Here is a 13,575-nt window from a genome sequence, read left to right on the forward strand (position 1 = left end):
GCCTAACCCAGAAAAAGACCGGCGCGCGGCCGGTCGGTGGGGGGAGCGTGGGACACCGGAACGACGCCCGGAGCGGTCGCTCAAGCGGGTGTCAGGGCTTCTTGCCGTCGGCCGCGTCGGGCACGGCGGTGTTGTGCGGGCTGCTGGCATTGCCCGGTGGCGAATGCGCGCCAGCCGCTTCCAGCGGCTTGGCCTCGGGCGGCGTGTAGGCGAACGGCCCCGGGTCTGCGCACGGCACGTTGGTCGCCGGCGCGGGCGCCGGGTTGGCGGCGGTGCGCCGGTAGTGCGCGGCCACCTTGTCCTGCGCCAGGCACAGCTTGTAGGCATCGGCCTTGGCGCTCCAGGCGGTCTTGGCGGCGGTTTCGTCGGCCTTGGCCTGCGCTTCAGGGGTCAGGGGCGGCAGCTTGGCGGCCGCGCCACCCGCCATCGCGGCCAGCAGCAGCGCCAGAGCGCCGGGGAGGAGGAGTTTGCGGTGGGTCATGTCGTGCTCCTGGCGACGGGGGCCGCGCTGCCGGCCGGCAGCGGCGGGCGCTCGGCGCTGCGCTGGGCGGGGATCTTGCCGTCGCGGATGTCTTCAGCCCAGAGGGCGTGGTGTTCCTGGGCCCATTCCTCGCTGACGTAGCCCGTCTTCATGGCCTTGTAGGCGCCGCGCATGCCGATGGTGCCCATGTAGATGTGGCCCAGCAGCAGCGCCATCATCCAGACGGCCAGCGTGGCGTGCACCATGTGTGCGATCTGCATCTCGCCGCGGAAGACGCCCCAGCCCGGAATGAGCTTGTCCAGCACCAGCCCCGACAGCACCACGAAGATGCCCGGAATGGTGATGCCCCACCAGAACATGCCCTTCTCGCCCGCGTTGAAGCGGTGCGAGGGCACTTCCTCGTCGCCGCCGCCCAGCATGCCGCCGGCACGCTTCACCCAGATCCAGTCGGCCATGGTGGCGATGTTGTCCTTGACGAAGGTGAGGATGATGACCGCCAGCGACACGGCGAACAGCGGGCCCATGAAGTTGTGCACGTTCTTGAGCACGTACGCGAGCCAGCCGAACAGCGTCGGCCCCAGGACGGGCAGCAGGAAGAACTTACCGAAGGCCATGACGATGCCCGAGAGGGCCAGCGTGCAGAACGCGATGGCGTTGGCCCAGTGGGCGGCCCGCTCGAACGGCGTGAAGCGCTCGATGCGCCGGCCCGGACCGTCGACCGGGGCGTGGCCCATGGGGCCCTTGGCGAAGTAGAAGATGGCCAGGGCCAGCAGCGTGATGCCGAGCAGCGCAGCGCCGTACGGAATGATCCAGTGGTTGCGCACCTCGCGCCAGGCTTCGCCGGCGTTGGTGTAGCGCGAACCGGGGTACTGCACGAAGCGCTGGATCAGGTTGCCGGCTTCCGGCGCCTGGGTGACGGGCAGGCTGCTGTAGCCCGTCACGCCCTGCCCCACCTGGCGCCACATGGGCGCGTTGTTGCCGGGCTGCACGCGGGCACGTTCGCCGTTGCTCTGCTCGGCATAGCCGGGATCGGCGCTGGCGTCGGGCTTGACCTCGAAGATGTTCTGGCTGCGGATGCCGCCGGACTTGGCGGGCACGGCAGCCGCAGGCGCCGCAGAGGCCGAGCCGGCAGGCGCGGGCGCCTCTGCCGGCGCCTGCGCCCAGGCCGCGCCGCTGGCCAGCAGCATCGCGATCAGAAGGTGTTTCATGGCAGGCCTCGCGTCACCGGATGCGGGTGTATTCGTTCTGGCCGTACAGCATGCGGGCCTTGGTTTCCTGCTCCCAGCTGGTCCGGTCGCCGGCCTTCCAGCCGGGCGCGGTGAAGTTGCTGCCGGTGCCCGCGTAGGGCGGCGCATCGCCGGTGATGGCGTGCCCGGTCTGCACCTTCTCGCCGCAACCGGCGAGGGCCGCCACAGCTGCGGCGGCGCACATCAGGGAAAGGCAGTGGTGGCGCTTCATGACTTCACCTCCTGCGGCGGCTGGCCTGCCTGGCGGGAGCCGTAGGCCGTGCCCCAGCCCCAGACTTCGGCGCCCTTGCCGCGCTGCACCACCCGGTTGCGGAAGATGTCGGCCACCACGTCGCCGTCGCCGGCCAGCAGGGCCTTGGTCGAGCACATCTCGGCGCAGGCCGGCAGCTTGCCTTCAGCCAGCCGGTTGCGGCCGTACTTCTCGAATTCGGCCTGGCTGCCGTGCGTCTCGGGGCCGCCGGCGCAGAAGGTGCACTTGTCCATCTTGCCGCGCACGCCGAAGGTGCCCTGCGAGGGGAACTGCGGCGCGCCGAACGGGCAGGCGTAGCTGCAGTAGCCGCAGCCGATGCAGACATCCTTGTCGTGCAGCACCACGCCTTCGTCGGTGCGGTAGAAGCAGTTGACCGGGCAGACGGCCATGCACGGCGCGTCGCTGCAGTGCATGCAGGCCACCGAGATGGACTTCTCGCCCGGCACGCCGTCGTTGAGCGTAACGACGCGGCGGCGGTTCACGCCCCACGGCACTTCGTGCTCGTTCTTGCAGGCGGTGACGCAGCTGTTGCATTCGATGCAGCGTTCTGCATCGCAGATGAATTTCATGCGTGCCATGTCAGGCCTCCGAAGGGGTGAGTGGCAGGCGGCGGGCGGTGGCGGTAGTCATCGTCGGGTTCTTTCTGTCTCGCTGGGGCTCGCTGAGAAGCGCGCTCAGGCGGCTTCCACGTTGCAGATCGTGGTCTTGGTTTCCTGCATCATGGTCACGCTGTCGTAGCCATAGGTGGTGGCCGTGTTCACCGCTTCGCCGCGCACGATGGGCGCCGCGCCCTTGGGGTAGTGGTCGAGCATGTCCTTGCCCTGCCAGTGGCCGGAGAAGTGGAACGGCATGAACACCGTGTCCGCAGCCACCCGCTCGGTCACCAGCGCCTGCACGTTGATGCGCGCGCCGGTGGGCGTGCTGAGCCACACGCGGCCGCCGTTGCGGATGCCCCGGTCGGCGGCAATCTTGGGATGGATCTCGACGAAGGCTTCCTGCTGCAGTTCGGCCAGCCAGGGGTTGGAACGGGTCTCCTCACCGCCGCCCTCGTATTCGACCAGCCGGCCCGAGGTCATGATGAGCGGGTACTTCTCGTGCACGCGGTCGGCGATGTTCTTGTCCTGCACGGTCTTGTAGAGCGTGGGCAGGCGCCAGAAGGCCTTCTTGTCCTCGTGCGTCGGGTACTTCGCCACCATGTCGGGGCGGATGCCGAAGAGCGGCTCGCGGTGCTGCGGAATCGGGTCGGGGAAGTTCCAGACCACGGCGCGCGCCTTGGCGTTGCCGAACGGGTGGCAGCCGTGGTTCTTCATCACCACGCGGATGATGCCGCCCGAGTTGTCGGTCTTCCAGTTCTTGCCTTCGGCGGCCGTCTTCTCGGCATCGGTCAGCTCGTTCCACCAGCCCAGCTTCTTGACCAGCACGTGGTCGAACTCGGGGTAGCCGGTGGTGATGTCCGCCCCCAGCGAGTAGGAACCGTCTTCCGCCAGCAGGTTGACGCCGTCCTTTTCCACGCCGAAGTTGGCGCGGAAATTGCCGCCGCCGTCCATCACGTGTTTGGAGGTGTCGTACAGGTTGGGCGAGCCGGGGTGCTTGAATTCCGGCGTGCCGAAGCACGGCCAGGGCAGGCCGAAGTAGTCGCCCGTCAGGTCGTAGCCGGTGTCCTTGTCCTTGCCGCCCCTGGATTTCAGCGTCTTCACGTCGAACACATGCATGTTCTTCATGTGCGCCTTCAGGCGCTCCGGGCTCTGGCCGGTGTAGCCGATGGTCCAGATGCAGCGGTTGATCTCGCGCAGGATGTCTTCCGGCACGGGCTCGTCCATGCCCTTGACCTTCTGCAGCTTGTAGTTCTTGACCAGTTCGGGGCCGAAGCCGAGCTTCTGCGCGAACTGGTACATGATCATGTGGTCGGTGCGGCTCTCCCAGAGCGGCTCGATCACCTTCTCGCGCCACTGCAGCGAACGGTTCGAAGCCGTGCAGGAGCCGCTGGTCTCGAACTGCGTGGCTGCGGGCAGCAGGTACACCGCCCGGTTCGGATTCAGGTCCTCGGGCTTGCCCGGCATGGCCGCCATGGCGGCGGTGGCCGAGGGGTACGGGTCCACCACGACCAGCAGGTCGAGCTTGTCCATGGCGCGCTTCATCTCCAGCCCGCGCGTCTGCGAGTTGGGTGCATGGCCCCAGAAGAACACGCCGCGCAGGTTGGAATCCTGGTCGATCAGCTCGTTCTTTTCGAGCACGCCGTCGATCCAGCGCGAGACGGTGATGCCGTTCTTGCTCATCATGCCGGCGGACGGATAGCGGCTCTTGATCCACTCGAAATCCACGCCCCAGGCCTGGGCGAAATGCTTCCAGGCGCCTTCCGCCAGGCCGTAGTAGCCGGGCAGCGAGTCGGGGTTGGGGCCGACGTCGGTCGCGCCCTGCACGTTGTCGTGGCCGCGGAAGATGTTGGTGCCGCCGCCCGACTTGCCCACGTTGCCCAGGGCCAGCTGCAGGATGCACGAAGCGCGCACGATGGCGTTGCCGATGGTGTGCTGGGTCTGGCCCATGCACCAGACCACCGTGCCGGGCCGGTTCTCGTTCAGCCAGGTGGCCACCTTCAGCACTTGCGCTTCCTTGACGCCGCAGGCCTCTTCCACCTTGTCGGGTGTCCACTTGGCCATGATCTCGTCGCGCACCTTGTCCATGCCGTAGACGCGGTCCTGGATGTACTTCTTGTCTTCCCAGCCGTTCTTGAAGATGTGATAGAGCACACCGAAGAGGAACGGGATGTCGGTGCCCGAGCGGATGCGCACGTATTCGTCGGCCTTGGCGGCCGTGCGCGTGAAGCGCGGGTCCACCACGATCACCTTGCAGCCGGTTTCCTTGGCGTGCAGCAGGTGCAGCATGCTGACCGGATGCGCCTCGGCGGCGTTGGAGCCGATGTACAGGGCGACCTTGCTGTTCTGCATGTCGTTGTACGAATTGGTCATGGCGCCGTAGCCCCACGTGTTGGCGACGCCGGCCACGGTGGTGGAGTGGCAGATGCGGGCCTGGTGGTCGCAGTTGTTGCTGCCCCAGAAGCTGACGAACTTGCGCAGCAGGTAGGCCTGCTCGTTGTTGTGCTTGGAAGAGCCCACGAAGTAGACGCTGTCGGGCCCGCTCGCCTTGCGCAGCTCCTGCATGCGGGCGGTGATCTCGTCCAGCGCCGTGTCCCAGCTGATGCGCTCGTACTTGCCGTTCACCAGCTTCATCGGATAGCGCAGGCGGTATTCGCCGTGGCCGTGTTCACGCAGCGCGGCGCCCTTGGCGCAATGCGCGCCCAGGTTGATGGGCGAGTCGAACACCGGCTCCTGCCGCACCCACACGCCGTTCTCGACCACGGCATCCACCGCGCAACCGACCGAGCAGTGCGAGCAGACCGTGCGGCGTACCGTCACGGCCGTGTCGCCGATGCCCACCTTGGCGCCTTCGGCCGCATCGGCGCGGCGCACCAGGGTCAGCTGCGAGGCCGCAAGCCCCACCCCGACGCCCAGGCCGGAACGCCGCAGGAAGGCGCGGCGGTCCATGGTGGGCAGTGCTTGAGACAGGCCGCGGCGCAGGCTGTGCACGAACGCGGGCGCATGCGCGGCTTGCGCCGCGCCGGAATTTTTCTTGGTGAGCAACATGGGGCGACCCGCTTTCTTCAAAGCCGGGTGGTCTTGTAGTAGTGCTTGACGTGGTCGGAGAGGTGGTAGCCACCGCCGCGCTCGGGTGCCGGGCGCGGCTCGAGTTCGGGCGCTGGCGCCGCGTCGATGGCGACCTGGGGGAGCACCGCGACGGCAGCTGCCGCTGCGCCGACGGTGGCGGCGCCGCCGAAGAAGCGGCGGCGCGTGGGGGAAGGCTGGCGTTCCTGCATGGATGTCTCCAGGATGGCTGGCATAGTTATGAAAACACTTGCATACAGTCTAGGGCATCGACTGCAGCGTCGCAACGACTCTTGACTGGCTTGGTGCGCTTTGGCGGCGCCGGCTGACAACTCACTCCAACATGTCGAAGCCCTGGGTCTCCACCGCCACGAAGGCGGCGGTGAACCCGGCGAGCGACGCATAGAAGCGCGCCTGGGGGTGGCCACCGAGCGTGTCGCACAGCTGCGCGACCCAGGGCCGCAGGTGGTCGGCGAAGAATTGGCGCTGCGACTCCAGATGGCATACGCCGCCGTCTTCTCCCGCGATCAGGTAGCGCATGACTTCGCTGAGGTAGGCCACGTGGTCTTCGGTTTCGGGCATGTCGTCGCCCCGCCCCAGCCCCAGGCGGGCCAGGTCGGCGCGCAGCCGCGCCAGCGGCTTCTCGTTGAGAAAGCCGCTCAGGTAGTGGGAGGCGTACAGGTAGACCTCGGGCTTGCCCACGCCGCCGAAGAGCCGCTCGTATTCCTGCGCGACCTCCGTGTCGGTCATGGCGCGGGCAACACCCACCAGCTGCTGCCAGGGCTCCTGCAGAAACGCGCCTTGGGCGGGCGCCTCGGTCGGCGCCACGCGCATCGCGCCCAGCAACGCTGGCGCAGGCGGCGCGTAATAGAGCTGCGCCAGCAGCCCGTAGATTTCGGCCCGCGCGGTCTCTTCGTCGAGCGCCGACGCGGTGGGGGGTGCGGACAGGGTGGCGGTGGCGCTCACAGGTGGGTCACTTTCGATTCGTTCTGCGCGGAATAGAGGTCGATCACGCGGCAGTCTCCGCACATCTTGAGCCGCTCCAGCGCCTCGCCCTGGAACATGGGATGGCCCGACAAACGGGTCAGCATGGCCTCGATCGCCTTGAGCGTGCCGAAGGGCTTGCCGCAGCGCACGCAGCCCCAGGGTGGGGTTTCGTTCAGCACGCGCGGCTGGGCGCGCTCGGGCGTCAGCAGCAGGCGCGGGACCAGGCTGATGGCGTCCTCGGGACAGGTGGTGGCGCACAGGCCGCACTGCACGCAGTTCTTCTCGACGAAGCGCAGCTGCGGTGCGTTGGGGTTGTCCTGCAGCGCGCTCGCCGGGCAGGCGCTGACGCAGCTGAGGCAGAGCGTGCAGCGCGCTGTGTCCACCACCACGTCGCCGAACGGGCTGGCCGGGGGCAGCGCAATGGCCGTCGGCAGGGCCGCGGCGGCGGGCGCCTGCGCCACCAGGTGGTCGATGGCGAGATCGAGCGTGCTGCGCTTGTCGGCCGCGACGGCGAAGCGCGCGGGCACGGCGGGGCCCTGCGTGCGCGCGGCCACCACGCCCTTCAAGGCGGCATCGAGATCGGCGACGCTCGTGGCCCGCACCAGCTGCAGGTGCCTGCCGGCATAGCCCAGGCCCTGCAGGATCGCCTGCGCCACGTCCATCTGCGCCTGCAGCCCGTCCAGGTACTGCGGCGCCTCTTCGGCCGTGACCAGCACCACGACCTGCGCGGCGCCCTGGGCGACGGCGCTGAGCCAGACGTCCAGCCCCAGGCTGGCGGTATGCCAGAGCGCCATCGGAATGACCTGGGCCGGCACGCCGTGGGCGGTGCCCAGCCGCGCGGCGCGGCCGAGCTCCTCCACCAGTTGCTGGCCGCGCTCCTGGCTGTGCAGCAGCAGCGTCGCCCGGCCGCCGCCGGCGGCGGCGTAGGTGCCCAGCAGCGTGCGGATCTTCGCGCCCTGGTCGGGAGCGGCCGGGTAGGCATACGACAGCGCGCCGGTGGGACACACCGTGGTGCAGGCGCCGCAGCCCACGCACAGGTGCGGGTTGACCTGGATCTGCTGGCGCGACTTGTCGCTGCGCACAGCCTCGGCCGAGCAGATGTCGATGCAGGCGCTGCAGCCGACCTCCTGGTTGCGGCTGTGGGCGCAGAGCTTTTGCCGGTAGGTGAAGAACTTGGGTTTCTCGAATTCACCCACCAGATCGCGCAGGCGCAGCAGCACGGCGGCGTCCTGCCCGTCCCAGCGGAAATAGCCCTGGGGCGGCGCATGCTGCGCGAAGGTGGGCGTGGCCGCGCCGGGGCGCAGGTCGAGCACCAGGTCGAACCGCTCGGTGCGCGGCGGCGCCGAAACCCGGTCGAACTGGATCGCGCCCGCCACCTGGCAGGCCTTCACGCAGGCACGGTGCCCGGTGCAGGCGGCCAGGTCGATCTGGTAGTCGAGCCCGATGGCGTTCTCGGGGCAAGCCGACAGGCAGGCATTGCAGCGCGTGCAGAGGTCGAGATCGATCGGGTTGTCGGCCACCCATTCCACGTCGAACGCGCCGAGCCAGCCCTTGAGCGACAGCAGCCGACCGCCCAGCACGGGGTAGCGTCGCTCCTGCGCGCCGCCGGCCGCACCGGGGCCTTGTGTGAATACGGTCACGTCGAGCACGTCGCCCACCAGGGCGGCCGCCCGCTCGGCGGCATCCACCGGGCCGATCACCAGCAGCCGGCCCGCGCTGCGGAAGGTGACCGTGGGCACCGGCTCGGGCTCGGGCAGCCGGGCCGCCGCCAGCAGGGCGGCGAGCTTGGGGCTGGCGCCGCGCGCGTCCTGGCTCCAGCCGCCGGTTTCGCGGATGTTGACGAAGCGCACCGGCGAGACGGCGCCTTCGGTCTGCTCGGCCAGTTCGCCGAACAGGCGCCGCTCCTGCGTGCAGGCGACGATGACTTCGTCGCCGCTGCGCACGGCCTGCTGGAACGCGCCGGCTTCACGCCGGCACAGGGTGGAATGGAGCGTCAGCTCCTCATGAAGCACCGCGCCCAGCGCCCGGGAGTCGAGCGGCATGGTCCGGTTGCAATCGCATATCAGCGTCTTGGACATCAGGTGGTTGGCTGGCATGCGCCCCGGCAGCGGCCGCGCTGGACGGCGGCGCAGCCGCCGGCGCAGGCTGGCTAGGAATGGCGTTGCATACGCGGGACTGTGCCACATCCCCGCCTTGCGGCGCGGGGAGTGCCCCTACATCCCCGGCGCCGCGGTCGGGCATGTCCGGCAGGTCGGCGGCTGCGGGCCCTTCGGCCTCGTTGGCTGCGCTCCCGGTGCCTGCCGGTGGCGCCCCGCCCAACCCGCTGCCTGCATCGCCGTCGTCCGGGCCGCCACCCACCAGCCCCATGCTGCGCGCGCTGGCGAGCTGCTCCAGCATGCCGGCCGGCAACGGGTCCGGCAGCGAGTAGTCGTCGATGTAGACGTCGAGCCCGTCCATCACGTTGAAGTGCGGGTCGGTGAAGAGCTTGCGCATGGCGGCGTTGCGCACTTCGGGCGACAACGCACGGGACACGAACGGCGAGAAATCGGACTCCCGGCCCAGCGCCGCCACGTCCTGCAGCGTGGGGGGCGCAGGCGGCTGTGCGACCGGGGTCGCGCTCGCGGAGGGATGTGCAGGCGCGGCCACGGCCACCGCCACAGGCGCCCCGGCGCCGGCCGGCAAGGCCGGTGCAGGCTGGGCCACGGGCGCCGCATCGGGCAAGGCCGCGCCCTCGCGGGTCAGTTGCTTGCGCCGCGACCAGCGCCCGAGGAAGCCGCCCTCATCCGCCATGGCGGCCTCCCGGCGCGGCAGCCGGTGCGTGGCCCGGCGGTTGCCCGGCCCCGCCGCCGCGCCGGTCCTTGTCGGTGGACACCGACGCCGGGTTGCCGAAGCGGTCGGTCAGCGGCCTGAAGCTGTCGGGCCGGCGGCGGCGCTTGGGCTCGGCCACATAGTGCTCGTCCACGAAGGCCTGCGCCCAGGCGCGCACCTCCTCGGGTGCCGGCACCTGGTCCACGTTCTCCTGCGCGTCGAGCCAGCGGCCGGCGTCGTGGTAGCTCAGGCTGACATCGACCGGGCGGGCCAGCGCGTGGCCATCGTCGCCGGACGCTTCGTCGAGCCGCCAGTGCACGAACCAGCAGGGCGCGGGCGAGCTGAGGTTGAGGTGGTAACCCTCGGCGTCGTCGCGGAACAGCGCCGCCTGGAAGCCGGGAAACAGCCAGCGCTGCTCGGTCGCGTCTTCGCGCAGCAGCCGCGCGCCGCTGCCGAACGCGGCCTGCGCGGGCACCACGTCCACCAGCTCCCAGCGCCAGGGCTGCCAGCGGTTGTCCAGGTATACACGCCGCATGATCACGGCAACGTCGATGGTGGGGCGGTCAGACATGCGGGCACTGTACCCGCGCAGGCAATTCCCGGCGCTGCCCGCGGTTGCGCCGGCCCGGCTCACGCCACCGCGGCGCCCCCGGGGGCATACAGCACCCCCCGGGGCGCCCGCACCAGGCCCCAGAGCCGCAGGCCGGCGAGCTCGGCCACCTGCACGCCGGTGGCGGTGGGGGCGGAAATGGTGGCCAGCGCGGAGATCCCCACGCGGGCGCACTTGCGCACCAGCTCATGGCTGCCGCGGCTGGTCAGCACCACGAAGCCCGGCTGTCCCAGGCCCTGCGTCCGCGCCAGCGCGCCGATGAGCTTGTCGAGCGCGTTGTGCCGCCCCACGTCTTCGCAAACCCGTTGCAGCCGGCCGTCGAGGCCCGCCCAGCCGGCGGCATGCAGGGCGCCGGCCTGCGCGTTGTGCGGCTGCAGGTCATGCAGGCCTGACATGGCGCGCAGCACCAGCGGCAGATCGACGCGGGCGAGCCAGTCGCGGGCCGGCAGCCGCGCCGGCTCCAGGTCGAGCGCGGCGAAGCTTTCCACGCCGCACACGCCGCAACCCGTGCGACCGGCCATGCTGCGCCGCCGGTGCCGCAGCCGCTCGAAGCAGCGCGCCGAAATCTCCAGATGCACCTCGATGCCGGGCACGCCGGCCGGCAGCTGCGCCACGGTGCCATCCACCGCCTGCAGCGTGATGCCTCGGCAGTCGGCCGCGCTGTCCAGAATGCCTTCGCTCAGTGCGAAGCCGAGGGCGAAGTCTTCCAGCCGCTCGGGCGTGGCCATCATCACCGCATGCGAGAGGCCGTTGAACACCAGCGCGACCGGGATTTCCGCCGCCAGGGTGTCGTTGCGGTCCACACCTTCGGGCGGCGCGCCGGGCTCGCCGAACACGCGCACCCGGTGCACGGCCAGCGGCGGGCAGGCCACCTCGGCTTCCGGCCGCGCCTGCGCGCCCAGCCAGGCGCGGCCGGCAGCGGTCAGGTGCGCCGTCCACCGGCCGTCGGCCTGCTCCAGCCGGGCCCAGCCCGGGCCGGCGCTGCCGCCGATGACCGCGTCGCCCATCCGGCTCAGCTCGCGCATCAGCACGCTCGCGCCCTGCCCCAGCGACTTGCCCAGCCGGGGCAGCGACACACCGGCCGCGGCATCGTCCTCGGCCAGGCGCTGCAGGATCCGCAGGTGCAGCGGCTCGCCCGTGCCGTCGTCCAAGGGAGCGGAAGGCACCGTCACGCGGCCGCGGCCTGCAAGGCCCTGTGCGGCAGCAGCAGCACGGGAATGGACTTGGAGGTGGGCGTGCCGGCCGCGTCGGCCACGGCCGAGAGCGGCACCAGCGGGTTGGTTTCCGGGTAGTAGGCCGCCAGGTTGCCGCGCGGAATGTCGTAGGCCACCAGTTTGAAGCCATCGGCCCGGCGTTCCTGCCCGTCGGCCCAGACGGTCTGGATGTCCACCCAGTCGCCGTCCTGCAGGCCCAGCGCGCGGATGTCCGCCGCATGGATGAACACCACCCGGCGCTGGCCGTAGACGCCCCGGTAGCGGTCGTCCATGCCGTAGATGGTAGTGTTGTATTGGTCGTGCGAGCGGGTGGTGAGCAGCGTGAAGACGATGGAGTCCTTCAGCCGGGCGCGGGCCTGGTGCGAGGGCGTGTCCTGCGGCACCACTGGCGCGTGGAAGCTCGCCTTGCCGGAGGCCGTGGCCCAGACCCGCTCGCTCGCCGTGTTGCGCAGGCGAAAGCCGCCCGGCTGGGCGACGCGCCGGTTGAAGTCCTGGAAGTCGGGGAACACCTGCTCGATCAGATCGCGGATGCGCGCATAGTCTTCCACCAGCCAGTGCCAGCGCACGGCGCTGCGCCCCGCCAGGGTGGCTGCGGCCAGCCGCGCCACGATGGCAGGCTCTGACAGCAGGTGTTCCGACGCCGGCGGGTTGATGCCCGTGGAGATGTGCACCATGCTCATCGAATCCTCCACCGTCACGCCCTGCGGGCCGCTGGCCTGCATGTCGATCTCGGTGCGCCCCAGGCAGGGCAGGATCAGCGCCTCGCGCCCGTGCACCACATGGCTGCGGTTGAGCTTGGTCGTCACATGCACCGTCAGGTCGCAGCGGCGCAGCGCCTGCCAGGTTGCATGGGTGTCGGGCGTCGCCGCGGCGAAGTTGCCGCCCAGGGCGAAGAACACCTTGCCGCGGCCCTCCCCCATCAGGCGGATGGCTTCCACCGTGTCCACGCCGTCCTCGCGCGGGGGCTCGAAGCCGAACACGTCGCGCAGCTTGTCCAGCAGCGCGGCGGGCGGCTTTTCCCAGATGCCCATGGTGCGGTCGCCCTGCACGTTGCTGTGGCCGCGCACCGGGCAGGGGCCTGCGCCTTCGCGGCCGATGTTGCCGCGCATCAGCAGCAGGCTGACGATGGCCTGTATGGTGTCCACCGCATGCTTGTGCTGGGTGATGCCCATGCCCCAGCAGGCGATCACGCTGCGCGCGCCCAGGTAGATGTCGCCCGCCGAGCGCATCTGCGCCTCGGTCAGGCCCGACTCTTCCTCCAGCAGGGCCCAGGACTCGCGCCGCAGGTTGCCCGCCATGGCGTCGAAGCCGGTGGTGTGCTGCTCGATGAAGCCGCGGTCGAGCACGCCGCCGCGCAGGTCTTCCTGTTCCAGCACGTGCTTCATGATGCCCTTGACCGCCGGCAGATCGCCGCCCACGCGCAGCTGGAAGTAGTGCGTGCTGATGGGCGTGGAGCCCAGCGTCGCCATCTCCAGTTTGTCCTGCGGGTCGGCGAAGCGCTCCAGCCCGCGTTCGCGCAGCGGGTTGAAGCTCACGATGCGGGCGCCCCGCTTGTGGGCCTCGCGCAGCTCGCCCAGCATGCGCGGGTGGTTGGTGCCGGGGTTCTGGCCGAAGATGAAGATGGCGTCCGCGTGCTCGAAGTCCTGCAGCGTCACCGTGCCCTTGCCCACGCCGATCTGCGGACGCATGCCGCTGCCGCTCGGCTCGTGGCACATGTTGGAGCAATCGGGAAAGTTGTTGGTGCCGTATTGCCGCACGAACAGCTGGTACAGAAACGCCGCTTCGTTGCTGGCACGGCCCGAGGTGTAGAAGATCGCCTGGTTGGGGTCGGGCAAGGCGTTGAGGTGGCGCGCGATGAGCGCGAAGGCGTCGTCCCAGGCGATGGGGCGGTAGAGGTCGCTGGCCGCGTCATAGGCCATCGGGTGCGTCAGGCGGCCCTGGTCCTCCAGCCAGAAGTCGCTCTGCTGCGCAAGCTCGGCGACGGTGTACTGGTCGAACAGCCCGGGGCCGGCGCGGCGCGCCGTCGCCTCGGCCGCCACGGCCTTCACGCCGTTCTCGCAAAATTCGAACGTGGAAGCATGGTTGCGATCGGGCCAGGCACAGCCCGGGCAGTCGAAGCCGTCCGGCTGATTGGCCGACAGCAGGGTCTTGGCGCCCTTGACGGGAATGTCCTGGCGCAGCAGAGCGTTCTTCACGCTGTTGAGCGCACCCCAGCCACCCGCCGGCCCTTTGTAGAACTCGATCTTTTCCTGTTTCATCCTGGTCTCCTGGCTGCGGTGGTGATGCTGCTCGTGGGCGCCCGCCGTCGCGGCCATGTCC

Annotated in this window: 12 protein-coding genes; all 12 read right to left on the minus strand. The window is 70.1% G+C overall.

Annotated elements, in window-relative coordinates; all coding sequences use genetic code 11:
• Positions 1 to 91: 91 nt before the first annotated feature.
• Entirely contained in the window at positions 92 to 481 is a 390-nt protein-coding gene (locus tag ASF94_RS05740; RefSeq protein ID WP_056662912.1) for a hypothetical protein, read from the minus strand.
• Complete coding sequence (locus tag ASF94_RS05745) at positions 478 to 1,689, minus strand: formate dehydrogenase subunit gamma (RefSeq protein WP_056662914.1); 1,212 nt, start codon at positions 1,687 to 1,689, stop codon at positions 478 to 480. The genes ASF94_RS05740 and ASF94_RS05745 overlap by 4 nt, the downstream gene beginning before the upstream one ends.
• 13 nt (positions 1,690 to 1,702) lie before the next feature.
• On the minus strand, positions 1,703 to 1,939 hold the full coding sequence (locus tag ASF94_RS05750) for a hypothetical protein (RefSeq protein ID WP_056662917.1): 237 nt from the start codon (positions 1,937 to 1,939) through the stop codon (positions 1,703 to 1,705).
• Positions 1,936 to 2,556: a formate dehydrogenase FDH3 subunit beta gene (gene fdh3B, locus ASF94_RS05755; RefSeq protein ID WP_056662920.1), complete on the minus strand. Its 621-nt coding sequence runs from the start codon at positions 2,554 to 2,556 to the stop codon at positions 1,936 to 1,938. Before fdh3B ends, ASF94_RS05750 begins: the two co-directional genes overlap by 4 nt.
• 96 nt (positions 2,557 to 2,652) lie before the next feature.
• On the minus strand, positions 2,653 to 5,619 hold the full coding sequence (locus ASF94_RS05760) for a formate dehydrogenase subunit alpha (protein WP_056662921.1): 2,967 nt from the start codon (positions 5,617 to 5,619) through the stop codon (positions 2,653 to 2,655).
• A 17-nt stretch (positions 5,620 to 5,636) separates the two neighbouring features.
• Positions 5,637 to 5,849, minus strand: coding sequence for a twin-arginine translocation signal domain-containing protein (locus ASF94_RS05765; RefSeq protein WP_056663055.1), 213 nt, complete (start codon positions 5,847 to 5,849; stop codon positions 5,637 to 5,639).
• 121 nt (positions 5,850 to 5,970) lie between these two features.
• Complete coding sequence (locus ASF94_RS05770) at positions 5,971 to 6,603, minus strand: molecular chaperone (protein ID WP_056662923.1); 633 nt, start codon at positions 6,601 to 6,603, stop codon at positions 5,971 to 5,973.
• A complete protein-coding gene (locus ASF94_RS05775) occupies positions 6,600 to 8,666 on the minus strand; it encodes a 4Fe-4S binding protein (protein ID WP_056662925.1) in 2,067 nt (688 codons plus the stop codon). Before ASF94_RS05775 ends, ASF94_RS05770 begins: the two co-directional genes overlap by 4 nt.
• On the minus strand, positions 8,626 to 9,414 hold the full coding sequence (locus tag ASF94_RS05780; protein ID WP_056662928.1) for a DUF3306 domain-containing protein: 789 nt from the start codon (positions 9,412 to 9,414) through the stop codon (positions 8,626 to 8,628). The genes ASF94_RS05775 and ASF94_RS05780 overlap by 41 nt, the downstream gene beginning before the upstream one ends.
• Positions 9,404 to 10,003: a DUF3305 domain-containing protein gene (locus ASF94_RS05785; protein ID WP_056662930.1), complete on the minus strand. Its 600-nt coding sequence runs from the start codon at positions 10,001 to 10,003 to the stop codon at positions 9,404 to 9,406. The genes ASF94_RS05780 and ASF94_RS05785 overlap by 11 nt, the downstream gene beginning before the upstream one ends.
• A 59-nt stretch (positions 10,004 to 10,062) precedes the next feature.
• Positions 10,063 to 10,884 carry a formate dehydrogenase accessory sulfurtransferase FdhD gene (fdhD, locus tag ASF94_RS05790; RefSeq protein WP_235505280.1) on the minus strand — a complete coding sequence of 274 codons (822 nt, stop codon included), beginning with the start codon at positions 10,882 to 10,884 and terminating at the stop codon, positions 10,063 to 10,065.
• A 326-nt stretch (positions 10,885 to 11,210) separates the two neighbouring features.
• Positions 11,211 to 13,514: an FdhF/YdeP family oxidoreductase gene (locus ASF94_RS05795; RefSeq protein ID WP_056662932.1), complete on the minus strand. Its 2,304-nt coding sequence runs from the start codon at positions 13,512 to 13,514 to the stop codon at positions 11,211 to 11,213.
• Positions 13,515 to 13,575 lie beyond the last annotated feature (61 nt).

Origin of the sequence: Acidovorax sp. Leaf160 (assembly GCF_001424265.1) — a bacterium.
Lineage (GTDB): Bacteria > Pseudomonadota > Gammaproteobacteria > Burkholderiales > Burkholderiaceae_C > Paracidovorax.